The following is a 23,699-nucleotide window of genomic DNA, read 5'->3' on the forward strand; positions in this document are numbered from 1 at the left end:
CGCCTAGTCCGAGGCTTTCTTCATGGCCTCTTCAAGCCTGGCCTTGTCGGCGTCGCTCAGCACTGGCCGGTTGACGATCAGGTTCAAGCTGTCGATGGATCCCGTGAACGCGAAAGGCACCGCATACGCCGCGTCATCCACCGGCGTGCCGGTGTCGGAGCCGATGTCCATGTTCTCGTCCCAGGCCAGGATGAGCGGGACCGTGTATTCCATCTTGTGCTTCGCCACGACGGCGCCGTCGACCTTCAATTCGCCCGTGCCGCCCTTGCCGATGCCGCTGAAGTCGTTGAAGGCGAGCGTCGCCGCGCCGAGCCCGTCATAGTTGAAGTCGAAAACTAGCGTGTGTTTGCCGGGCGCCAGCGCGTCGGGCGCCTCCCAGGCCACTTTTTGCAGGCCGAACAGATTCCAGACGAAGGTGGGCTTGCCTTTGCGGAGAAACAAGCCGTAGCCGGTGAAGCGGCCGCCCTGCGTGATGATCATGCCTTCGCCGCCGCCCTCGGGCACCGTCACCTCGGCGGTGAAGGTGTAGGAGGCGTTCAGGATGGAGGGGGCGACGCCATTCGAGATGCCGGTCATCCTGCCGGGGAATGTGAAATCCGAGCGCCCGGCGGTGCTGGACGGACGTGGCGTGACCAGACGGCTCACCACCGAGGCGTCGAGCGGCATCACGTTGTACTTCCTGGCTTCCCGCCACCAAACCGCTTCCAGTTCCTTGACCTTCTCGGGATGGCGCGCGGCCACGTCGTGGTTCTGGGTCCAGTCGGTATTGATGTTGTAAAGCTCCCAATCCGCCTTGGCCGGGTTGACGTCTTGCGGACCTGCCGTCACCCATGACGGACGGCTGATCTTGTCCACCAGCATCCAGCCCTCGTGGTAGATGGCGTAATTGCCAAACATCTCGAAGTATTGAGTCAGGTGCCGAGCAGGGACCTTGGCGTTGACCGCATCGAAGGTGTACATCAGGCTTGAACCTTCCATTGGGCTTTGCGCGATGCCGTCCACCACCGAGGGTTCGCGAATGGCCGCGGCCTCCAGTATCGTCGGGGCGATGTCGATGACATGGGCGAACTGGTTGCGTATGCCGCCCTTGTCGGTGATGACCTTGGGCCAGGCGATCGCCATGCCTTGCCGGGTACCGCCAAAGTAGGACGAAATTTGCTTGGTCCACTTGAAGGGGGTGTCGAAAGCCCAGGACCACGGAACGGCCATGTGGTTGTAGGTGTGTTCCGAGCCCCAGAGGTCGTAGAAATGCTTCAGTTGCGCGCTGACAGGCACTTCGACGCCGTTGAACATCGCCACTTCGTTCGGCGTTCCCAGTAGCGTGCCTTCGGCCGACGAACCATTGTCGCCAGAAATGTAGATGATGAGCGTGTTGTCCAATTCGCCGGCGTCTTCGACGGCCTGGATGACCCGCCCGATCTCGGCGTCGGTGTAGGCGAGGTATGCGGCGTAGACATTGGCCTGCCGGATGAACATCTTCTTTTCGTCATCGGTCAACTGGTCCCAGTTCTTCAATAGGTCCGACGGCCAAGGGGTAAGCTCCGCCGTCTGCGGGATGACACCGAGCTTTTTCTGATTGGCGAAGATCGTGTCCCGCAGCTTGTTCCAGCCGTCGTCGAAGAGGTGCATGTCTTCGATCTGCTTGATCCATTCCGGCGTGGGATGGTGCGGCGCGTGGGTGCCGCCCGGCGCGTAGTAGACCAGCCACGGCTGGTCGGGCGCCAGCGCGTTCAGTTGGGACATGTAGTCGATCGCCTCGTCAGCCATAGCGGTGATCAGGTTGTACCCCTTGCGGGATTCATACGGGTATATCTGCGTCGTGTTGCGGAACAGGTTTCCCGGCGTCCACTGGCTCGTGTCGCCGCCCATGAAGCCGTAGAAGTAGTCGAAGCCCATGCCCGTGGGCCACTGATCGAAGGGCCCCGCCATGCTGACCTGGTAGCCCGGCGTGTTGTGGTTCTTTCCAAACCAGGACGTGTTGTACCCGTTGCTCTTGAGGATCGTGCCGACGGTGGCTTTGTCCTTGGTGATGACGCTGTCATAGCCGGGGTATCCGGTCGCCTGTTCCGATATCACGCCAAAGCCGGACGAATGGTGGTTGCGCCCGGTTATCAGCGCGGCTCGGGTGGGCGAACAGAGGGCGGTGGAATGCATGTTGGTGTAGCGCAAGCCCATCGCGGCGATCTTGTCGAGCGCTGGCGTCGGGATGACGCCGCCAAAGGTGGCCGGCGCGCCGAAACCCACGTCGTCGGTGATGATCAAGAGCACGTTCGGGGCCCCGTTGGGCGGAACGATGCGAGGCTGCCAGAACGGGGTCGACTGCATCGCGTTGCGTTCTATCTTGCCGCCAAAGGGGACATCGGGCGCAGGTAGCTGAAGTCCGTCGATCGCTCGGGTGGCAGCGGGGGAACCGAGCGGCGCGTTGGTCTGCTGCGCGGCGGCAATTCCCGCTGTGGCAAGAACAGTCATCAACGCCGTAGCGATCTGGCGCCATGGACACTGCATGAGCTTTCCACGATTGATAGTCATGACAGGCTCTCCAGTTTGCGGCAAAGGCGATGGGGCGTGCGATCACGAGGCGATCCGCCCGAACGTCCCGAACATCGGCACTCCCTTTCTACCGGGTGTGCCGTCCCGTGTCGTTACAGCGCAACTGCGTCGAACCACCCTAACATTCGAATCGTGGTGCAAATTGACAAAAGTCATGAAAAAGGCCGGTATCGACCATCATCCCGTAGCCGTCTTGAAAGACGGGTATGGCAATTGCTGACTTCACGCGTCATCGCCCCAAGGAGACGCCATGATTTCGGAACGATTGCGCAGATTGCGCCGCATCGCGGCGTTTGCCGCGGAACGCTCGGGGGATTATGTGGAGCTCATCGGCATCGAGTTGTCGCTGTACCGTGCCGCGCTGGTCGCAACCGTGATCAGCAGCATTGCGCTCGTGTTCTGCGCGTTGGGCACCTTGGGATTCGTGTCGGTGGCCGCCATCGTGAGCTTCTGGGATACCGAGCATCGCAAGCTGGCCGCCTGGCTGGTGGCGGGCGCGTGGCTGCTCATCACGTTGATTTCGCTGGCCATTTCGACCCGCAGCGCGCCCAAGGGGTCGCCATTTGCGGAGCTGAGCCACCAGGTGCGCCTGGATACCGCCGCCGCCCGGAGCCATTATGTCCAAGACCACCACGCTGGCTGACAAAGAGGCGCTGCTGGCCAAGATGGAGCGCGACCGCCAGGCGCTCGCCATTGCCTTGCCGCGCGGCGTGCCGGCGGGGAGGTCGGGCGGACCGGGCGGGGCGTGGGTGAGGACGGCCGCATTGGCCGCAGGCGGGGCGCTGGGATGGCCGCGCTTCCTGCGCCAGCCGCTCAGAGCCATGGCGGCCATTGCGATGCGCGACCGGGTTGCCGAATTGATGCGCCGCCTGCAGGTGCGGCGAGTGAGCGACCCCTTGCCCGACCCCGACCTCGCGCAACTGGCCACGATGGTCGCGCAGGTCCGCGCCGCGGCCGCGCAGTCCGCGGACCTGGCGGAGCTTGAGCGGTTGCGGGCGCAGCTTGACGAGCAGGTGCATCGGCTGCGCACCTTGCGGGGTGGGGAGACGAACCCCTGAGGCGAGCCCCAGGGGCAGGGGCGATTACTTCTTCAGGCCGGCCAGGGCGTCGCGCAGCATGAGCTTCGGATTTTCATTGCACTGCTTGACCAGTAGCGGCGTGCGGGAGCTGATGCCCTCCACGTCCAGTACGGCCTCTTCCGGCTTGCCTTTGTGGTTAAGCGCTTCTGCATAGCTCACTACAACGGGGCGAAAGGACTCTTGCACGCCCAGGAAATCCTGGCATTGCCACATGGCGAGAGGCTTTTTCGCGTCCGCTGCCTGGCCCGTGACCGAGAAGGTCAACGATCCAAGCAGACCAATCATCACTAGGTGCTTCTTCATGTTCGAGCTCCTGGGTTGGCTTGCAGACGAAATGGCTTATTGAGAAATGGCTTGCTGAGAAATGCCTTATTGATAAATCGTGAGCTTGAACTCACTTTTTTACGGTACTGAATAGGAACGGGCGCCGTCAACGCAGCCGGCGAATAAATGCGAGGAATGGCGCATGAGTACCGGTCCGGTTGAATGGCCTCCAGGATGTAGGAGCGGTTCGACCGCGGCAATGACCGGAAAAAGAAGAGAGCGCCCGCAGGCGCTCCCGGTCGTTCGCAGTACGGGCGCCGTCAGGTCAGGCAGAACTGAGGCGCGCCGCTCGCATCGACCCGCCGGATCCCCTTGAGAATCCATTTCGCGTGCCGTTCGGCTTCATGCTGCGCGGAGAACAGCTTGCCGCTCGGGATCGGCCACACAGATTGCCCTTCGGTCTGGTCGCCGTCGCGCCGGGTCTTGACGTCCAGGCGGTACTGGCCGCTCGGCAACTCAATGACATCGCAGTGGACTTTGAATCCATCTACGCAAATACCTGATTCAGTATTCATCGTGCGCTCCAAAGCATGGGGGTCACAGGAATCGCCCTGCGGGCAGCATTTTCCGGAAACCGCGGGGTCGCGGTGCAACAAAGTGCAAAAGTTTTCGACCAGTGCCGGCACGCCCAAAGTGCGAGGCCAGAACGATGAAGCCCAGGCAAAGAGAAAGGGCCCTGGACGATGTCCAGGGCCCTGGCCGGGTACTCTCGCGGCAGGCAGTGGCTACCTGCGCGCGCTCATGAAGGGGGACGAGGGGGCGCGGCTCACGACGGCGCGGGATTTGACTCCGGCCTTCCAGCCCGCTTTCCACATTTCCACACGGCTGCGCCATTCCGTGACGGATTCGCCGGTTTGCGCAGGCATGGCTGCGGTGCGAAGGTAGGGGCAATCCAAAAGGGTCAATCCCTGGCGCGCGGCGTCTGCTCCCAGCTTCTGGATATCCACTTGCATGGCAACTCTCCCAAAAGATGCGAGCGCTTAGTTTGCCCAGCGCACTTCGCGCATGCAACGAAGTGCGTGTAACGCTGCGTTTCTTTGTTACATCGACGTAAAACTTGCGGTAACGACCCACGACAGCGACTGGCCACCCCGAAGCGGCGCGCCTGCCAGGGGCGGGCATGACGCTTGCTGATTCTTGCTGAATGGTAGGCACTCGCCGGGCGGCATCAGGCCGTCATTCGGCGAGACGAGTTTCTTACAGGAGGACTGCATGAAGAACAATCTTTTGAAGCTGGGGCTTGGCGCCGCGATCGTGTTGAGCATGGGGTCGGTTGCGCTGGCGCAGACGCCGGCAACCTCTGGCGGCCAGGTGCCCGCTGCAACGAACAAGCTGGACAGCGAAGCCCGCGGCTTTCTGACCGATGCCGCGGAGTCCGGTCATATGGAGATCGCCGGCAGCAAGATGGCGCTGGAGAAGTCGAAAAATGCCGAGGTCAAGCAATTTGCGCAGAAGATGATCGACGATCACACCAAGGTCGGCCAGCAGCTTGAAGCCCTGGCCAAGAGCAAGGGCTATGAGCCGCCCAAGGAACCTTCCCTGATGCAGACGGCCAAGCTCAAGGCGATGGGGCTGCGCGATGAAGGGTTCGACAAGGCGTATGCCGACGAGATCGGGGTGGACGCGCACGAGTCTGCGGTGAAGCTGTTCGAAAAGGCCTCCAAGGAGGTGAAGGATCCGGAGGTCAAGCAGTTCGCCATCGAAACGCTTCCCAGCCTGCAGCAGCATCTTCAGGCCGCCAAGGCCCTGCAGCAAAGCGTGTCCGCGAAGGCGAAGTAATCTTTCCCCGGCGCCGCGCGCCAGGAGGGCACCATGAAACCGGCCGATGATTCCCAACCCCCCGTGCGGCCGGCGCGCCGCGGCGCCAGGACGGGCCGCGGACCCTGGCTGATGCTGGCGATCTGGATCGCCGTCGTGGCCGTCCTGTTCCTGGTGGGCCTGATGCTGCGCAACATGTAGCCGAAGCCGCGGCCCAAGGCGGAGAAGCAGGTGGGCCGCGGCTGGCTGTCTATTGGCAGGGCATATTGGCAGGGCCTATTGGCAGAGCCGCGACGCGACGGTCGCGACGATGGTGCCGTCAGGCAACTGGTAATGACCGTCGCCGCGCCAGAGTACCCGCTGGCCATCGGGCAGGCAGCAATAGGAATTTGTCGAGTCGTCGCCTTCGGATTGCGAGCGGCAATAGCGGTCGATCCGGTAAGTCGTGCCATCGTCGGCAGCGGCCACCACTTCCATGACGCGCTTGTAGGCATGGTTGGGCATGTTCGCCTCCTGTGTTGATCGCGCAAAGGTATTGGGACATGGCGATCCTGCACGGTCAATACGCATCGCAGCATGTCGCGCGCGCACGGGGCGTGCGCGTGCGACGGTGCTTGCGACGATGAAGGGCTAAGCCACGTCAGGCCAGGTTGTGATACTTGCGCCCGATCTCCATGGTGGCGCGGTAAAAGCCTTCCTTGCTGCCGCAGTCGTAGCGCACGCCCTCGTACTCGAAGCCGTACACCTTGCGCGACGCGAGCAGGGCGGCGATGCCGTCGGTCAACTGGATTTCGCCCCCCACGCCGGCCTGCGTGCTTTCGAGCAGACCGAATATTTCGGGCTCCAGGATGTACCGCCCGACCACTGCCAGGTCCGTTGGCGCGTCTTCGGGCTTGGGCTTTTCCACGATGCCCGTCAGGCTCAGGACGCCGTGCGCCTTGCGGTCGCCGGACACGATGCCGTACTGGTTGGTATGGGCCTTGGGAACCTGCTGGACGGCCAGGACGCTGCCCTCGAATTCGCGGGCGACCTTCATCATCTCGCCGATGACGGGGGCGTCGGCGTCGATCAGGTCGTCCGCCAGCAGAACGGCGAAGGGCTCGTTGCCGACGATGGTCGCCGCGCACAGCACGGCGTGGCCCAGTCCCAGTGCGGCCGGCTGGCGCGTGTAGACGCATTTGATGCTGTCCGGGATCACGTTGCGCACGGTTTCCAGCAGCGCGTTCTTGTTTTTGGCTTCCAGGTCGTATTCCAGTTCCGGCACGCGGTCGAAATGGTCTTCAATGGCGCGCTTGTTGCGCCCCGTGACGAAGATCAGTTCGGTGATGCCGGCCGCGACGGCTTCCTCGACGGCATACTGGATCAAGGGCCGGTCGACGATGGGCAGCATTTCCTTGGGCATGGCCTTGGTGGCCGGAAGAAAGCGGGTGCCCAGGCCCGCGACGGGGAATACAGCTTTTCGTATGGGTTGCATTGCTAATGCCCTCTGTACCCGGGCGGCGCCAGGGATGGGCCGCCTATGGACGGGTTTCCAGCAAATTCCGTGCCCGGCACAACATTGGTAAAGTCCCTCCTTTGACCCTGGCACGCCGTTTGCTGACGACAACCTGGGCTTGATCCAATATGCAGGTGGGGACATTGCATGACTTCTTTACCGGATTTTCCGTCCGAGGACCGCTATCGCCTGCTGGTGGGGGCGGTGCGGGACTACGCCATCTACCTGCTGGACGCGGAAGGCCGCGTCAGTAGCTGGAATCCCGGCGCCGAGCGCTTCAAGGGGTACACCGCGGACGAGATCATCGGGCAGCATTTTTCCGTTTTCTACACGGAGAGCGACCGGATCGCGCAGGTGCCCCGGCACGCGCTGGAGACCGCGCGGCTTGAAGGGCGTTTCGAGGCGGAAGGGTGGCGCGTGCGCAAGGACGGCAGCACCTTCTGGTGCAGCGTGGTGATCGATCCCGTCCACGATGATCGCGGCGCGCTTGTGGGCTATGCGAAGATCACCCGCGACATCACCGAGCAGAAAGAGCGCCACGAGCAGCTCCAGGAAGCCCGCGACTCGATGCACCACGCCCGGCGCATGGAAGCGATCGGCCGCCTGACAGGCGGCGTGGCCCACGATTTCAATAATTTCCTGACGGCGATCCGGTTCTCCGCCGAGTTCGTGAAGCGCTATCCCGACCTGCCGGCATCGCTGATGCGCTACGTCGGCATCATCATCGACACGACCGAAAAGGCGGCCCAGCTCACCCGGCAACTGCTGGCCTATGCCAAGAAGCAGCCGCTGCAGCCGCACGCGTTCGACGTGCGGGACAGCCTGGCGTCGCTGCGCCCACTGTTCGAGACGTCGGTGGGCTCGTCCGTGGCGATCAGCTACGAGTTCGGGCCTGGCAATTGCATGATCTTCGCCGACCCGGCCCAGCTTGAATCGGCCTTGCTCAATCTGGTCATCAACGCGCGGGATGCCATGCCTTCCGGCGGCCAGATCCGGATATCGGCCCAGGTCGTGCGCGACCCGGCGCTGCAGGAAGGCAGGAAGAACCTCGCGGGGCCGTATGTGGCGCTGTCGGTGCAGGACTCGGGCGCCGGCATCGAGCCGGGCGTGCTGGCGCACGTATTCGAGCCCTTTTTCACGACCAAGGGCCAGCATGAGAATTCGGGTCTGGGACTGAGCCAGGTGCAGGGCTTTGTGCAGCAATCCGGGGGCGACGTCACGGTGGAGAGCGTGCCGGGGCAGGGCGCGACGTTCACGCTGTTCCTGCCGGCCGCCAGACCGGCCGCCGCGGCGCCCGACCCGTCGGCCTCAGACGCCACGGCAAATGCTCCGGTGCGCCGCGAGGTGCTGCTCGTCGAAGACAACCGCATGGTGGGCGAAGTGGTCTCGGCGTGGCTGGAGGAGCTTGGGCAGGAGCTGACCTGGACCGTCGACGCCGAACAGGCCCTGCGCGAGCTGGAAAAGCGCGACGGCGGCTTCGACCTGGCCATCCTGGACCTGGTGCTGCCCGGCATGAATGGCATGGATCTGGCGCGCCGGATACGGGAACGCTGGCCCGCCATCCGCATCGTGCTGGCCAGCGGCTACAGCGACGCAATGGCGGGACCGCGCGCATTGGGCTTCCCGGTGATGCAGAAGCCGTATTCGGTGGAAGCCCTGATGCAGGTGCTGACCGAGGACGCGCACACGCTTCCCTGAGTGCCGCCTGCGCCGGCAGGGGGCGGCGCTTCGACTGGTCGGCGCACGCGGGTCCCGCGCCAGCTAGCGCTTGATGACACTCACGTCGCCGTCCGGCTCCATGTAGGCGCGCCGGACTTCAGACAGATCGAGCACCCCCTTGAGCCGAAGCTGGCTCATGAGTTCGTCCTCCGTCAGGTATTCGCGCCGCAAGGCCCGCTTGGCGATCACGCCGTCGCGCACCAGGCAGACGCGGTCCGATTGCAGCAGACGGCCGAGCGGTTTGTAAAAAAAGCTCACCCGGTCCACCGCCACGGTCCAGCCGAAGATCGTGGCGATCAGCACCAGGCCGTCCAGGATGGACTTGTATTCGCCCGCCATGGCGTTCTGGGCGGCGTCGGCGATCAAGACCAGCACAAGGATATCGGCCACGCCCAGTGAGCCGACGTCGCGCCTGCCGGCGACGCGCAGCAGAATGAAAATGAACCAGTAGACGATCGTTCCGCGGATGAATATCTCCAGCGGCGCGACGGAAAACGTGAACATGGTCGACCAATCCGGATGCATCGCTTGTCCTCCCGGCGTACCGTGGCCTAGCGCGCCATGCCTCGCCCCAAGCAAGCGGCGTGCCCGGCGCGCCGCAGCATGGGAACATGGTTTGCTGCGCCCGGCATCCAAAGCAACAGGACAAATGACCATGGAACAAGCCAATACGACGCCTCTTCGGCGGGACGCCATCGCCCGCGAATTGGGCGTGACCCCGGACTTCGACGCGGCCGCCGAGCTGGAAAGGCGGATTGCGTTCCTTGCGGACTACCTGACTCGATCCGGCCGGGCGGGCTATGTCCTGGGGGTTAGCGGCGGGGTGGATTCCACGGTGGCGGCGCGGATTGCGCAGCTTGCCGTGGAGCGCGTACGCGGCCAGGCCGCGGCGGCCTGGTTCGTCGCCGTGCGCCTGCCCTACGGCGACCAGCGGGACGAGGAAGACGCGGCGCGCGCGCTGGACTTCATCGCGCCCGATCGCCGCATGCGGATCGACATCAAGCCGGCCGTGGACGCGCAGCGCGCCGCGCTGCGCGACGCCGGCCTGTCGTATGCGGACGACGCGGCCGAGGATTTCGTGGCGGGCAACATCAAGGCGCGCCAGCGCATGATCGCGCAGTACGCCATTGCGGGGGCGCTCGATTGCCTGGTCATCGGCACGGACCAGGCGGCCGAAGCCTTGATGGGGTTCTTCACCAAGCATGGCGATGGCGCGGCGGACGTGCTGCCGTTGCGCGGTTTGACCAAGCGGCGCGTGCGCGCGCTGGCCGCGATGCTGGGCGCGCCGGAGCAACTGGTGCTCAAGGTGCCGACCGCCGATCTGGAATCGCTTCGGCCCTTGCTTCCGGACGAGGAGGCGTTCGGGGTGTCATATGCGCAGATCGACGGCTACCTGGAAGGAGACGACGTCAGCCAGGAAGCGGTTGCGCGGATCGAGCGCCAATTCTCCGTCACTGCCCACAAGCGGGCGCTGCCGCCGGGGCCGCCGGACTGACTCGCGCGGCGTGCAGGCTCGCCGGCATTTCCCTCGACGCGCGCCACCTTGCCGCTGGCGCGCCATCGTCCTTTCTGACAATTGTTGCACCGATGCGTCGCTGACACCTTGACCGTCGTACGCGCCGGCTAAGGCGTTTGAACGATAAAAACTTGCGCTAAGCGCCGTCCCTACTTAAGCTGTGTTTGCGCGCGGACCCAGCATGAACCGTGCCCGCGCCCGCAGGCGGACCGCTGCCTTGCCCGCTTACGACCACGTAGCACTTTTTCTGCCAGTTTCCCTTGTCAACGACATAAAGGATGCCTGTGCGAAAGTCGATGGTCTCGATGGTCTCGATGGTTCTATGCAGCGCCCGGCCAATGCCGGGCCAGAACCGGCGCTGCCCTGCCAGGCAGGCGCTCCCCCGAACGGATTTCTCCCGGTCGGCGTCTCCTCCCGTCCTCGACTCAATGTCCCCCCGGCGCTTCGTCGCGCCGGGATACCAGAACATCAACGCCAGTCCGGCGCGCTAGTCGCGCCTTTGATCAGTGCAAGTTGGGCCCTTTCCGCCGGCGCGGGGCAAAGGGCAGCGCGAGACCTCGAGTCCGACCGCCTGGGAGTAGTGGATGACGCAAAGTAGCTGCAATGTCCGTCGTGTCCTGTTGCATGCCGTGGGCGCCTGGACGCTGGCTTTGGCGGGGTGTGGGGATCGGAACGACGCGTCGGCCGTCACGATTCCGCCGATGAAAGTCGTAGTGGTCACCGTCGGGCGCCAGCCCGTGGACTTGAATGTGGACCTGCCCGGCCGGATCGAGCCCATCCGCACCGCCGAAGTCCGGGCGCGCGTGGACGGCATCGTGGAAAAGCTGCTCTATACCGAGGGCAGCGACGTCCAGGCCGGCGACCCCTTGTTCCAGATTGATCCCGCCGACTACCAGGCGCAGCTTGCGCAGGCCAATGCCATGCTGCAGCGCGCGCAGGCGGTGCAGACCAACGCCCGCTCGGTCACGGAGCGGTTTCGCCCGCTGGTCAAGCGCCAGGCGGTCAGCGCGCAGGAGTACGAAGCCGCGCTGGCGGCGCTGGGCCAGGCCCAGGCCAATGTGGCGGACGCGCAAGCGGCCGTCACGCTGGCGCAGTTGCGGCTGGACCGGTGCACGGTCAGGGCGCCCATCGCGGGGCGCGTCGGACGCGCGCTGGTCACCGAAGGCGCGCTGGTGAGCGCATCGGCGGCCACGCTGCTTGCGCAGGTCAACCAGTTGTCGCCGATCAGCGCCACCTTCACCAAGTCCAACACCGCCATCATGGACCTGACGGACTACGCCCGGTCCGGCGCGCTGGCCACCGCGCAGGGCAATACCTTCCAGGTGCGCCTGACGCTTGCCAATGGCCGCGAGTTTGGCGAAACCGGGGTGGTGGACTTTGCGGACCTGAGCGTGGACCGGACCACCGGCGCCCAGACCATACGCGCCCGTTTCGACAATGCCAACCGGGAACTGCTGCCCGGGCAGTTCGTCACGGGCCAGATCCTTGTCGGCGTGCGCCAGGACGGCATCCTGATCCCGGCGCGGGCGGCGCGGCTGAGCGGCGACACGGCCACCGTCTTCGTCGTCGGCCCCGACGGCACGGCCCAGCCCCGGCAGATCGAGGTCGGCGAGCAGATTGCGGGCAGTTGGCTGGTGCGCCGCGGCCTGGAGCCGGGCGAGCGGATCGTGGTGGACGGCTGGCACAGGATCAGGCCCGGCCAGCAGGTCGAGGCTGTCGAGCAGCAAAACGCAAAACCCTAGCGGAGTCGGCGATGGGCTCATTCTTTGTGGCGCGGCCGGTGTTTGCCTGGGTGGTGGGGCTGTTCGTCCTGCTGTTCGGCGTGATCTCGCTGGTGCTGTTGCCGGTCGAGCAGTATCCGAACATCGCGCCGCCGTCGATCACGATCCAGTCGACCTTCCGGGGGGCGGACACCACCACCATCGACCGCACGGTCACGTCGATCATCGAAGAGGAAATGAACGGGGTCGACAACTTCCTCTATATGGCGTCGGTCAGCCGCGCCAACGGGACCTCGCAGATCACGGTGACGCTCAAGCCCGGCACCGACCTGGACGTGGCGCGCAGCCAGGTGCAGGACCGGTTGAGCCGGGTCGAGCCGCGCTTGCCGCAGGAAGTCCGCCAACTGGGCGTGGCGGTCACCAAGGCGTCGTCCGGCTTTCTGATGCTGCTGGCGCTGCAATCGGAGACCGGCGACGTCAGCGCGGTCCAGATGGGCAACTTTGCCTCGAACAATATCCTCAATGAACTGCGCCGCATCCCGGGCGTGGGCGACGTGCAGCTTTTCGGCTCGTCCTACGCCATGCGGATCTGGCTGGACGAGCGCAGGCTGGCCAGCTTCCAGATGTCGGCCAGCGACGCGATGCGCGCGGTGCAGGAACAGAACGCGCAGACCATCGGCGGGTCGCTGGGCGACCTGCCGCTGGCCCTGGGGGCGGATTTCAACGCCCAGATCGTCGCGCAGAGCCGGTTCTCGACCCCCGAGCAGTTCCGGCAGGTGATCCTGCGCGTCAACAACGACGGCTCGCTGGTGCGGCTGGGCGACGTGGCGCGGGTGGAATTGGGCAACGAAAGCTACAACTTCCGGCTCAGCGTCAACGGCAAGGAGGCCGCGGGCATCGCCATCCAGCTTGCCAACGACGCCAACGCGCTGGACGTCGCGCGCCAGGTGCGCCAGCGCATGACGGAACTGGAGACCGTGTTCCCGGCCGGGGTCGGCTGGACGGTGCCGTTTGACACGACCCCCTTCATCACGACGTCCATCAGCTCCGTGCTGGTCACGATGGTCGAGGCGCTGCTGCTGGTGACGGCGATGGTGTTCCTGTTCCTGCAGAGCTGGCGGAGCACGCTGATCCCGACCCTGATCGTGCCGATCGCGCTGGTGGGCACCTGCGCCGGCCTGTTTCTTTTCGGCGCGTCCATCAACCTGCTGTCGCTCTTTGGCATGGTGGTGGCGATCGGGGTGCTGAACGACGACGCCATCGTGGTGTCGGAAAACGTCGCCCGCATCATGCAGGACGAAAAACTGTCGGCGCCCGAGGCGACGCGCAAGGCGGTCGGGCAGGTGTGGGGGCCGATCATCGCCAGCACGCTGGTCCTGGTGGCGGTGTTCGTGCCGATGGCCATGTTTCCCGGTTCCAGCGGCGCCATCTACCGCCAGTTCTCCATCACGCTGTCGGTGGCCATTGTCGTGTCCACCGTGCTGGCGTTGTCGCTGGGCGCCGCGCTGTGCGCCACGCTGCTCAAGCTCAAGGACGACGCGCCGCCCAAGGGACGCGTGTCCAAGGCGAAGCAATGGGTATTCGACAAATTCAATGCGGGCTTTGACGCGATGACGCGCCAGTACGTGCGGGCGGTCGAGTACATGCTGCTGCGGCCGCTGCGCTGGATGCTGATCTTTCTGGGCGTCTGCGGGCTGACGGTCTTTCTGTTTTCGCGCCTGCCGGGCGGCTACCTGCCGCTGGAGGACCAGGGGTATTTCTTCGTGTCGTACACCGGCGCGCCCGGCACCACGGCCGACCAAACGGAAGTGGCGGTGCAGCAGGCCGAAAGCATGCTGCGCGAGCAACGCGCCGTGCGCAACGTGGCGTCGGTGGTGGGCTTCAACTTCTTCGGGCAGGGGCAGACGGCGGCGCTGTCGTTCGTGGACCTGTATCCGTGGAGCGAGCGCACCGATCGCAGCGAGGCGGTCGACGCGCTGGTGGGGCGCAGCAACCTGGCCTTCCGGTCGATTCCGCAGGCCATGATTTTTGCCTTGAACCCGCCGCCCATTCCGTCGATGGGCAATGCGTCGGGGTTCTCGATGAAGGTGCAGGACCGCACGGCGCAGGGCGGCGCGGGCCTGGCCGCCACCGGCGCGGCGATGATCGCGGCCGCCGCGGCCAGCCCCGTGCTGACAGGCGTGCGGCTGGACGGCATGCCGCCGGGGCCGCGCCTGTACGTGGAGATCGACCGCGTGCACGCCCGCGCGCTGGGCCTGCAGGTGGCGCAGGTCAACCAGGCGCTGACCCTTGCTTTCGGCTCCAACTATGTCAACGATTTCCTGCACGACGGTTCCGTGCAGCGCGTCTTCATCCAGGCCGAAGCCGACCAGCGGATGCTGCCGCAGGACATCTCGGCCCTGCAGCTTCCCAACAACCGGGGCGAAATGGTGCCGTTTTCGGCGTTCTCGCGCATGCGCTGGATCGACGGCCCGCAACAGCTCGAACGCTACAACGGCTTTCCGTCCATCACGATTTCGGGCGAAGCCGCCGCCGGCCGCTCCAGCGGCGTGGCGCTGGCCGAGATGGAGGCCATTGCCGAGCGCGTCCTGCCGCAGGGCATCACCTACGAATGGACCGGCACGGCATTCGAAGAGCAGCAGGCGGGCAACCAGGTGGCGCTGCTGCTGGCGCTGTCGCTGGTCGTGGTGTTCCTGCTGCTGTCGGCGCTGTACGAGAGCTGGTCCGTGCCGGTGTCCGTGCTGCTCATCCTGCCCTTCGGGATTCTGGGCGCGGCCGCGTTCACGCTGGGGCGCGGCATGTCGGCGGACATCTATTTCAACATCGGGCTGGTCACCATCATCGGCCTGGCCGCCAAGAACGGCATCCTGATCGTGGAGTTCGCCCTCAAGGAAGAGCTGGAAGGCCGCGACCGGAAAGAGGCGGTGATCGACGCCGCCCGCCAGCGCCTGCGTCCCATCATCATGACCAGCGTCACGTTCGTGCTGGGCATGCTGCCGCTGGTGCTGGCCACCGGCGCGGGCGCGGCCAGCCGGCAGGCGGTGGGCACCAGCGTGATGGGCAGCATGCTGACTGCGACGCTGTTCGGTGTGTTCTTCACGCCGCTGTTCTACATGGTTGCCAGGCGCTGGTCGGGACGCCGCGCGGACGTGCCCAAGGTCCCGCCGGCGGGACCGGCCAAGACCGGAGAACAGGGAGAGAACCCATGAAGCCGGCCCGCATCGCCGCGGCGGCCTTGCTGGGCCTGGGGCTGTCGGCCTGCAACATGGCGCCGGAGCATCGCCGGCCGGAGGTCGCGACGCTGCCCACGTTCCCGGGCGAGGTGCCAGCGGATGCCGTGGCCGCCCAGGACGTGACCTGGCAGCAGTTCTTCGGCGATGACCAGCTCAAGCGCCTGATCGCGCGGTCCCTGGAGCTGAACCAGGACCTGGCCGCCGCCACGGCGCGGATCGAGCAGGCGCGCGCCTTCTACCGCATCGAGCGCGCCAACCAGCTGCCGCAGCTCGACGCCGGGGCGGCGGCCTCGCGCAACCAGGCGCCGCTCACCATCCTGGATCCGGCGCTGGCGGGCAGCCGGCAGACGGTGCAGTTCAATCAGTTCAGCGCGCAGGTGATGGTCTCGTCGTTTGAACTGGACTTCTGGGGGCGGGTGCGCAACCTGACCGCATCGGCGCTGCAGCAATACCTGGCAACCGTGGAGGGCAGGCGCGCATTTCGCCTGACCCTGATCGCGAACGTGGCTTCCACGTATTACGACGCCCTGGCGGGCGAAGAGGGCATCGCGCTGGCCCAGCGCACCGTCGAGACGCGCAGCTACGCGCTGGGCGTCGCGAAGGACCGGCTGGACGCCGGCGTCACCTCGCGCGTCGACTTCGAACAATCCGCCATTCTGCTCACCCAGGCGCAGACCCAGCTTGCGGAGTGGCAGCGCGCCACCGCGGCGCACTGGAACCGCCTGTGGGTGCTGGTCGGCGAAAACCTGCAGCACGAGATGACGGCCAGCCGGCCCATCGAGGCGGCGGGGCAGTTCGACGCCCTGGATCCGGGCCTGCCGTCGACCCTGCTGATCGTCCGGCCCGACATCCGCCAGGCCGAGAACCGGCTGCGCAGCGCCAACGCGAACATCGGCGCCGCGCGCGCGGCGCTGTTCCCGCGCATCGCGCTGACCGGTTCGTTCGGCTATGCGTCCACCGAGCTGTCCGACCTGTTCAGCTCGCCCAGCCAGATCTGGAACATCGGCGCGGGGATCGGGTGGCCGATCTTCGACTACGGACAGCGGCGGGCGGCCGTGGACCTGGCGACGGCGCAACGCGACGAGCTGGTCGCCACCTACCGCAAGACCGTGCAGACCGCGTTCAGCGAAGTGGCGACGGCGCTGGAAAACCGCAAGCGGTTCCAGGAGCAGGTGGTGGCGCAGGAGACGGCGATCCAGGCCCAGCGGCGGCTGGCCGAGACCGCCGAGTTGCGCTACATGAACGGCATCTCGATCTACCTGGAAGTCGTCGACGCCCGCCGCGGGCTGTTCACGGCCGAACAGCAGATGCTGTCGCTGCGGGCCTCGCAGCTTCAGAACGGGGTGTCGCTGTATGTGGCGCTGGGGGGCGGCGACGACGAGCCGGAGGTGTTCGTGGCGGCCGGCGCTCCGGCGGGCGGCGCTGCAGCGGGCGAGGCTGCTGCGTCCGGCATTCCCACGACGGCCCCCCCCGCGCCCGCCGCCCCACCGCCCGGCGCAGGAGCCCAGCCATGAACGCCGGCCAGCCTTCCGGTCCCCGCCCGTTGTGGCGGCGGCTCAGAAAGGCGGCGCTCATCGCCGTGGCCGTGGCATTGCTGGTGGTCGTCACGCTCATGGGCGTTCGCCTTTACGACCTGCAGCAGGGCCCGCCGCTGGCGGCCTGGCACACCTACGTGCCGCAGGAGATGGACGCAGAACGGCTGGACCAGAGCACCTGGGCCGACTACCTGGCCCACGAGGAAAAGCTGTTCGCGCTGGTCCGGCAGAACGTCGGCGACAAGCTGCTGCCCGAGGACAAGGTGGACAGCAACCGCTATTTCGCGGGTGCCAAGGTGTATCCCGAGCATTTCGCCCATGACTGGAACCGGTCGTTCGTCCTGCTGCCCGCGGGCGAGCCCCAGGGCGTGGCCGTCCTGCTGCATGGGCTGACCGATTCGCCCTACAGCCTTCGCCACATCGCCGCCCATTACCAGTCCGTCGGCTACGTGGCGATCGCGATCCGGATGCCCGGGCACGGCACGGTGCCTGGCGGGCTGACGGACGCGCACTGGGAAGACTGGGCGGCCGCCACGCGGCTGGCGGTGCGCGAGGCGCGCCACCGCGTCCCCGCGCCGCGCCCGTTGCACCTGGTGGGGTTTTCGAATGGCGGCGCGCTGGCATTGATGCACACGCTGGATGCGCTGGATAACCCCGACATCGCCAAGCCCGACCGCCTGGTGCTGATCTCGCCGATGGTGGGCATCACGTCGTTTGCGCGCTTCGCGGGGGTGGCCGGGCTGCCCGCCGTGCTGCCGGCGTTCGCCAAGGCCGCCTGGCTCAGCATCGTTCCCGAATTCAACCCCTTCAAGTACAACTCCTTTCCGGTCCACGCGGCCCGCCAATCCTTCGAACTGACGCAGACCCTGCAGGACCGGCTGGTCGCGCAGCAGCGATCCGGCGGGCTGGAGCGGCTGCCGCCCATCATCACGTTCCATTCAGTGCTGGATTTCACGGTCAGCACGCGCGCGCTCATCAATGCCCTGTATGCCCGCCTGCCCGCCAATGGCAGCGACCTGGTGCTCTTCGACCTGAACCGCGCGACCAAGCTCGGCCCCTTGTTCCGGCGCGGCGTGGCGTGGTCGCTGGCCGGCACGCTACCCGGCGAAAAGCGCAATTACCGCCTGACCTTCGTGACCAACGCCAGTCCCACGTCCAGCGCGATGATCGAACGCGTGATCGAGCCGAACGCCACGCAGGTCGTGGAGCGCGCCATCGGCATGGACTACCCGCGCGAGGTCTATTCGCTGTCGCACGTGGCGCTGCCTTTTCCGACCGACGATGCGCTGTACGGCACCCACCCGGGGAACATCGAGGAATTCGGCATCAGCCTGGGCGCCATGTCCATGCGCGGCGAGGTCGGCGCCTTCGTGATCGGCATGGATACGCTGACCCGGCTTACGTCCAATCCGTTCTATGCCTATCTGGTCGGGCGCGTTGATGGGGTGATTCCAAGATGACGTCTTTTGCACTGTCCGGCATTTTCGCGATCCTGCTGCTGGGCCTGCTGTACCTGGCCAGTCCGGTCTTCGTTCCGCTGACGTTCGCGCTGTTCCTGATCTGCCTGGTCGCGCCGCTGCGGCAGTACCTGGGCCGCAAAATGCCCGCCCCGCTGGCCGCCATCCTGGTGCTGATCGTGGCGCTGGTCGTGTCGATGGTGTTCCTGTCGCTGGCGGCCTGGGGCTTCAGCCTGGTCGCGCAATGGGTCATGGCCAATGCCGCCCGCTTCCAGAACCTGTTCACGCTGGAGACCGAGACGCTGCATCCGCACGGCGCCATGGCGATCCAGATGTTCCAGGACAGCTTCAACGTGTCGTGGCTGGTGCGCGCGATCCAGGAGGTGGCGCTGCGGATCAACAGCATGCTGGGCATGATCTTCCTGGCGTTTGTCTTCATTGCGCTGGGCCTGTTTGAACTGGACGAGGCGCCGGGCCGGCTGACGCGCCTGATGGGCGAGGCCCGCGCGCGGCGCTGGATCTCGGTCGCCCGCGAGGTCGCCGGCAAGCTGCGCTGGTACATGGTGATCCGCACGGTGGCCAGCGTGTTGACCGGCGTGACGGTCTGGCTGTTCGCCATCTATGCCGGGCTGGAGCTGGCGACCGCCTGGGGCGGGCTCGCGTTCCTGCTGAACTACATCCCGTTCCTGGGGCCGCTGGTGGCCACGGTATTCCCCGCGTTCTTTGCCTTCGTCCAGTATGGATCGCTGCAGACGAGCATTGCCGTGCTGGTGGTGCTGAACTGCATTCAGATCGTCTACGGCTGCTATCTCGAACCCCGGCTTGCCGGCAGCGCGTTTTCGCTGTCGCCGCTGATGGTGATGGTTGCGGTGTTTTTCTGGGGGCTGGTGTGGGGCATTCCCGGCACCTTCATCGGCGTTCCGCTGCTCATCGTCATGACGACGGTGTATGGCGCGACCGCAAATCTCAAACGGGGGGCGGCCAACACCTGATCGCGCGGTACCTGCGTCACAGCCTTCCGTCCCGGGGCAGAAAAAAGGGACGTCGGCCAATCTGCTCACGTCTTTGCTCATTACTGGAGGTGCATGATGGAAAGCAGTACTCCCAAGAAGCTAGGATTGCTCGCCTTGACGGGCATGGTGGTGGGGTCGATGATCGGCGCCGGGATCTTCTCGCTGCCCAGGACCTTTGGCGGCGCGACGGGTGTGGTCGGCGCCGTCATCGCATGGATCATCGCGGGTGCGGGGATGTATACGCTGGCGCGGGTGTTCCAGTCGCTGGCCGAGCGCAAGCCCGACCTGGACGCCGGTGTCTTCGCCTACGCCAAGGCGGGGTTCGGCGACTATCTGGGCTTTCTCTCGGCGTTTGGCTACTGGATTGGCAGTTGCATCGGCAACGTGTCGTACTGGGTGCTGATCAAGTCCACGCTGGGCGCCTTTTTCCCGGTGTTCGGGGACGGCAACACGGTGATCGCGATCGCGGTCGCCTCCGTCGGCATCTGGCTGTTCCACTTCATGATCCTGCGCGGCGTGCAGCAGGCGGCGTTCATCAACGCCGTGGTGACGGTGGCCAAGATCATCCCGATCGTGGTGTTCATCATCGTCCTGTTCGTGGCGTTCAAGGTCGATCTCTTCCGCATCAACTTCTGGGGCGAGATGAGCGGCTACAGCCTGTTCGAGCAGGTGCGGCGAACGATGCTGGTGACAGTATTCGTGTTCCTGGGCATCGAAGGGGCGAGCGTCTACTCCCGGTTCGCATCCAAGCGGTCGGATGTGGGCGTGGCCACGCTGATCGGCTTTGTCACCGCGCTGCTGCTGATGGTGCTGGTGACGCTGCTGCCGTATGCGGCCATGCAGCAGAGCGATATCGCCGCGCTGCGCCAGCCGTCGATGGCCGGGGTGCTGGAGTCCGTGGTGGGGCCGTGGGGCGCGGTGTTCGTGAGCGTGGGCCTCCTGATCTCGGTGCTGGGCGCGTACCTCGCCTGGTCGCTGATCTGCGCCGAAGTGATGCACGCCGCCGCCAAGAACGAAGACATGCCGCGCGCGTTCGCCCGCGAAAACAAGAACGGCGTGCCTGTCGTGGCGCTGTGGGTGACCAACATCATCGTGCAGCTCTTCGTCATCAGCACGTACTGGTCGCGCGACGCCTTCGCGTTGATGCTTAGCCTGACCAGCGCCATGTCCCTGGTGCCTTACCTGCTGGTCGCGGGATTCGGCTACCTACTTGCCAAGCGGGGCGAAACCTATATCGACGACAAGGACCGCAAGCGCGACCTGATCGTGGCCGGCATCGCGGCCATCTACACCATCTTCATGATTCTTGCCGGCGGATTGAAGTTCCTGCTGCTGTCGGCACTGTTGTACGCGCCCGGATCGGTCCTGTATTTCTGGGCCCGGCGCGAGCAGGGCAGGTCATTCTTCACCGGTTGGGAGTTGACCGTTTTCATCGTGGCATCCATTGGAGCCGTGGCCGCCATCGTTGGCCTGGTCTCCGGCTGGATCACCATTTAACGTCTGGGAGCTAGTCATGGCTGATACCGAAGAATTTGGAGTGCATTCAGAAGTCGGGCAACTGCGCACGGTGATGGTCTGCGCGCCGGGACGTGCCCATGAAAGGCTGACGCCGTCCAATTGCGACGCGCTGCTGTTTGATGACGTCATGTGGGTCGACAACGCGAAGCGCGACCATTTCGACTTCATGACCAAGATGCGGGACCGGGGCGTGGACGTCCTGGAAATGCACAATCTGCTGGCTGAAACCGTCGCGGTCCCCGAGGCGAAGAAATGGATCCTGGACAACCAGGTGGTCGCCAACCAGGTGGGCCTGGGGCTGCTCGACGAGATCCGCAGCTACCTGGACGGCCTGCCGCCGCGCAAGCTGGCCGAGACGCTGATCGGCGGCTTGTCGACCGAGGAGTTTCCGGAGTCGATCGGCGGCGAGCAGCTTGCGCTGATCAAGGAGGCGGCGGGCGTCACGGAATACCTGCTGCCGCCGCTGCCCAACACGCTGTACACGCGCGACACGACTTGCTGGATCTACGGCGGCGTGACCCTCAATCCGCTGTACTGGCCCGCGCGGCACGAAGAGACGATCCTGACCTCGTCGATCTACAAGTTCCATCCGCGCTTTGCCGGCAAGGTCAACGTCTGGTGGGGCGACCCCACGGCCGACCATGGGTTGGCCACGCTGGAAGGCGGGGACGTCATGCCCATCGGCAACCGCACGGTGATGATCGGCATGAGCGAGCGGACCTCGCGCCAGGCCATCAGCCAGCTCGCCGCCACCCTGTTCGAGAAAGAGGCGGCGGACCGGGTGATCGTGGCCGCCATGCCCAAGCTGCGCGCGGCCATGCACCTGGACACGGTGCTGACCTTCGCGGACCGCGATTGCGTGCTGATGTACCCGGACATCGTCGACAGCGTCCAGGCGTTCTCCTACCGGCCGGGCAGCAAGCCCGGCACGCTGGAGCTGCACAAGGACAAGGGCTCGCTGGTCGACGTGATCGGCGGCGCGCTCGGCGTCAAGAAAATGCGCGTCGTCCAGACGGGCGGCAACGCCTATGTCCGCGAGCGCACGCAGTGGGACAGCGGCGCCAACCTGGTCTGCATCTCGCCGGGGGTGGTGCTGGCCTATGACCGCAACGTGTACACCAACACGCTGCTGCGCAAGGCGGGCATCGAGGTCGTCACTTTCGTCGGCGCCGAACTGGGCCGGGGTCGCGGGGGCGGGCACTGCATGACGTGCCCCATCTCGCGTGATCCCGCCTGACGCAGGCGGGCGCGCGGCAGGCCGCGCGGCCGCAGCCCTGCCTGGGGCGGCGGCCGCGCGCACGCGAAAAAACCGGATCGCTTTCGGGAGAACAACGTGAGCGGGGAAACTGCCAAACTTTCTCGCATGGCGCTGGCCGCCATGGTGGTCGGCTCGATGGTGGGCGCGGGGATTTTTTCGCTGCCCAGCATCTTTGCCCGCAATACCGGTCCGGTAGGCGGCCTGGTGGCCTGGGCGATTGCAGGCACCGGCATGCTGACGCTGGCGATGGTCTTCCAGTTCCTGGCGCGCCGCCGGCCGGACCTGGATGCCGGCATCTTCGCCTATGCCAAGGCCGGTTTCGGGCTGTATATCGGGTTCCTGGCGGCGCTGGGCTACTGGACGGCGGCCTGCCTGGGCAACGTCAGCTACTTCGTCATCTTCAAGGGGACGCTGGGCGCCGTGCTGCCATTCTTTGGCGACGGCGACACGGTGCCGGCGGTGCTGGTCTCCTCGGTGCTGCTGTGGTCCACGCATTTCCTGATCCTGCGCGGCATCCGGCAGGCCGCGGGCATGAACACCGTGGTCACCATCGCCAAGATCGTGCCGATCGCGATCTTCATCGTGTTCGCGGCCATGGCCGTCGACCTTGACGTCCTGCGCGCCAACATCGCCGAGGGCCTGGACGGGGAAGGCAAGGGCAGCCTGTTCGAACAGGTTCGCAACACCATGCTGGTCACGGTGTTCGTGTTCCTGGGCGTGGAAGGCGCCAGCGTGTATTCGCGCTACGCCAAGCGCCGGGAGGACGTAGCTGTCGCCACCATCGTCGGCTTCCTGCTGGTGCTTGCGCTGCTGGTGCTGGTCACCATGCTGTCGTATGGGGTCTTGCCGCGCGCGGAAATCGCATCGCTGCGCAATCCATCGATGGCCGGCGTGCTGAGGGCGGCCGTCGGTCCCTGGAGCAGCCTGCTGGTCAGCGTGGGGCTGATGGTGTCGGTGGCGGGCGCCTACCTGGCCTGGATCCTGCTGGCGGCCGAAGTCCTGCGCGCCGCGGCCGGCGCGGGCATCATGCCGTCGTTCCTGGGCCGCGAGAACCGCCACGGCGTCCCCGCCGCCGCGCTGTGGCTCAGCAACGGCATCGTGCAGCTCTTTCTGATCGTCACGCTCTTCACCGAGGACACCTTCGTGCTCCTGAAGAACATGGCCAGTTCCATGAGCCTGATCCCGTATTTCTTCGTGGCGGCGTTCGGGCTGATGCTGGCGCTGCGCGGCGAGACCTATGACGGCTGGACCCGGCGCCGCAAGGTGGAACTGGCGTTGGCGGTGGTGGCCACGGTCTATGCGGCCGGACTGGTGTACTCGGGGGGCTTCCGGTATTTCATTCTTTCCTGCGTCATCTACGCGCCGGGCACGATCCTCTTCCTGATTTCGCGGCGCGAGCAGCGCGGGAACATTTTTGCCCCTTACGAATGGCCGATCCTGCTGCTCGTGCTGGTCTCGTGCGGCATCGGGGTGTGGGCGATCAGCACGGGCAACACCGCGTTCTAGGCGCGCACAAGGACAGG

21 protein-coding genes are annotated in these 23,699 nt (G+C 65.7%); 14 read left to right on the forward strand and 7 right to left on the reverse strand.

Features of this window, described 5'->3' with window-relative positions; translation table 11 throughout:
• Positions 1-3: 3 nt before the first annotated feature.
• Entirely contained in the window at positions 4-2,529 is a 2,526-nt protein-coding gene (locus BXA00_RS18810; protein ID WP_197685550.1) for an arylsulfatase, read from the reverse strand.
• A 271-nt stretch (positions 2,530-2,800) separates the two neighbouring features.
• Here BXA00_RS18810 and BXA00_RS18815 point away from each other — a divergent pair, with 271 nt between their 5' ends.
• On the forward strand, positions 2,801-3,193 hold the full coding sequence (locus BXA00_RS18815; protein ID WP_076519968.1) for a phage holin family protein: 393 nt from the start codon (positions 2,801-2,803) through the stop codon (positions 3,191-3,193).
• On the forward strand, positions 3,168-3,608 hold the full coding sequence (locus BXA00_RS18820) for a hypothetical protein (protein WP_076519969.1): 441 nt from the start codon (positions 3,168-3,170) through the stop codon (positions 3,606-3,608). The genes BXA00_RS18815 and BXA00_RS18820 overlap by 26 nt, the downstream gene beginning before the upstream one ends.
• Before the next feature lie 24 nt (positions 3,609-3,632).
• Here BXA00_RS18820 and hdeA read toward each other — a convergent pair whose 3' ends face one another.
• From hdeA to BXA00_RS18835, 3 genes are all read right to left on the reverse strand, one after another.
• The gene (hdeA, locus tag BXA00_RS18825; protein WP_076519970.1) at positions 3,633-3,932 is read right to left on the reverse strand and encodes an acid-activated periplasmic chaperone HdeA; all 300 of its coding nucleotides are present in this window, start codon (positions 3,930-3,932) and stop codon (positions 3,633-3,635) included.
• A 281-nt stretch (positions 3,933-4,213) separates the two neighbouring features.
• Positions 4,214-4,468 (reverse strand): hypothetical protein, encoded by a 255-nt coding sequence (locus BXA00_RS18830; RefSeq protein WP_076519971.1) that lies wholly within the window; start codon positions 4,466-4,468, stop codon positions 4,214-4,216.
• Positions 4,469-4,678: 210 nt separating this feature from the next.
• Entirely contained in the window at positions 4,679-4,906 is a 228-nt protein-coding gene (locus tag BXA00_RS18835; protein ID WP_076519972.1) for a CrpP-related protein, read from the reverse strand.
• A gap of 310 nt (positions 4,907-5,216) precedes the next feature.
• Here BXA00_RS18835 and BXA00_RS18840 point away from each other — a divergent pair, with 310 nt between their 5' ends.
• Both BXA00_RS18840 and BXA00_RS28905 read left to right on the forward strand, forming a co-directional pair.
• Positions 5,217-5,732: a DUF4142 domain-containing protein gene (locus tag BXA00_RS18840; protein WP_076522006.1), complete on the forward strand. Its 516-nt coding sequence runs from the start codon at positions 5,217-5,219 to the stop codon at positions 5,730-5,732.
• A gap of 33 nt (positions 5,733-5,765) precedes the next feature.
• On the forward strand, positions 5,766-5,912 hold the full coding sequence (locus BXA00_RS28905; RefSeq protein ID WP_156902834.1) for a hypothetical protein: 147 nt from the start codon (positions 5,766-5,768) through the stop codon (positions 5,910-5,912).
• A gap of 75 nt (positions 5,913-5,987) precedes the next feature.
• On the opposite strand, the gene BXA00_RS18845 is transcribed toward BXA00_RS28905, so the two are convergent.
• A complete protein-coding gene (locus tag BXA00_RS18845) occupies positions 5,988-6,215 on the reverse strand; it encodes a hypothetical protein (protein ID WP_076519973.1) in 228 nt (75 codons plus the stop codon).
• 136 nt (positions 6,216-6,351) lie between these two features.
• On the reverse strand, positions 6,352-7,185 hold the full coding sequence (gene galU / locus BXA00_RS18850) for a UTP--glucose-1-phosphate uridylyltransferase GalU (protein ID WP_076519974.1): 834 nt from the start codon (positions 7,183-7,185) through the stop codon (positions 6,352-6,354).
• A gap of 168 nt (positions 7,186-7,353) precedes the next feature.
• Here galU and BXA00_RS18855 point away from each other — a divergent pair, with 168 nt between their 5' ends.
• Positions 7,354-8,904: a PAS domain-containing sensor histidine kinase gene (locus tag BXA00_RS18855; RefSeq protein WP_076519975.1), complete on the forward strand. Its 1,551-nt coding sequence runs from the start codon at positions 7,354-7,356 to the stop codon at positions 8,902-8,904.
• A gap of 63 nt (positions 8,905-8,967) precedes the next feature.
• Here the strand turns inward: BXA00_RS18855 and BXA00_RS18860 are convergent, their stop codons facing one another.
• Positions 8,968-9,450 carry a DUF421 domain-containing protein gene (locus BXA00_RS18860; RefSeq protein ID WP_076519976.1) on the reverse strand — a complete coding sequence of 161 codons (483 nt, stop codon included), beginning with the start codon at positions 9,448-9,450 and terminating at the stop codon, positions 8,968-8,970.
• 130 nt (positions 9,451-9,580) lie between these two features.
• Between BXA00_RS18860 and nadE the strand changes: the two genes are divergently transcribed.
• The 9 genes from nadE (at position 9,581) to BXA00_RS18910 (ending at position 23,682) form a co-directional block, all read left to right on the forward strand.
• A complete protein-coding gene (gene nadE / locus BXA00_RS18865; protein WP_076522007.1) occupies positions 9,581-10,420 on the forward strand; it encodes an ammonia-dependent NAD(+) synthetase in 840 nt (279 codons plus the stop codon).
• Positions 10,421-11,142: 722 nt separating this feature from the next.
• Complete coding sequence (locus tag BXA00_RS18875) at positions 11,143-12,183, forward strand: efflux RND transporter periplasmic adaptor subunit (RefSeq protein ID WP_231952108.1); 1,041 nt, start codon at positions 11,143-11,145, stop codon at positions 12,181-12,183.
• Positions 12,184-12,194: 11 nt separating this feature from the next.
• Complete coding sequence (locus tag BXA00_RS18880; RefSeq protein WP_076519979.1) at positions 12,195-15,371, forward strand: multidrug efflux RND transporter permease subunit; 3,177 nt, start codon at positions 12,195-12,197, stop codon at positions 15,369-15,371.
• Positions 15,368-16,909, forward strand: a complete 1,542-nt coding sequence (locus BXA00_RS18885; RefSeq protein WP_083714288.1) for an efflux transporter outer membrane subunit — start codon at positions 15,368-15,370, stop codon at positions 16,907-16,909. The genes BXA00_RS18880 and BXA00_RS18885 overlap by 4 nt, the downstream gene beginning before the upstream one ends.
• Positions 16,906-18,390 carry a carboxylesterase gene (locus tag BXA00_RS18890; RefSeq protein WP_076519980.1) on the forward strand — a complete coding sequence of 495 codons (1,485 nt, stop codon included), beginning with the start codon at positions 16,906-16,908 and terminating at the stop codon, positions 18,388-18,390. Before BXA00_RS18885 ends, BXA00_RS18890 begins: the two co-directional genes overlap by 4 nt.
• A complete protein-coding gene (locus BXA00_RS18895; protein WP_076519981.1) occupies positions 18,387-19,379 on the forward strand; it encodes an AI-2E family transporter in 993 nt (330 codons plus the stop codon). The genes BXA00_RS18890 and BXA00_RS18895 overlap by 4 nt, the downstream gene beginning before the upstream one ends.
• Before the next feature lie 96 nt (positions 19,380-19,475).
• Positions 19,476-20,897, forward strand: coding sequence for a basic amino acid/polyamine antiporter (locus tag BXA00_RS18900; RefSeq protein WP_076519982.1), 1,422 nt, complete (start codon positions 19,476-19,478; stop codon positions 20,895-20,897).
• 16 nt (positions 20,898-20,913) lie between these two features.
• Positions 20,914-22,155 carry an arginine deiminase gene (gene arcA, locus BXA00_RS18905; RefSeq protein WP_076519983.1) on the forward strand — a complete coding sequence of 414 codons (1,242 nt, stop codon included), beginning with the start codon at positions 20,914-20,916 and terminating at the stop codon, positions 22,153-22,155.
• Between the two features lie 96 nt (positions 22,156-22,251).
• Entirely contained in the window at positions 22,252-23,682 is a 1,431-nt protein-coding gene (locus tag BXA00_RS18910) for a basic amino acid/polyamine antiporter (protein WP_255376732.1), read from the forward strand.
• Positions 23,683-23,699 lie beyond the last annotated feature (17 nt).

Source organism: Achromobacter sp. MFA1 R4, from assembly GCF_900156745.1.
Taxonomy (GTDB): domain Bacteria; phylum Pseudomonadota; class Gammaproteobacteria; order Burkholderiales; family Burkholderiaceae_B; genus Achromobacter.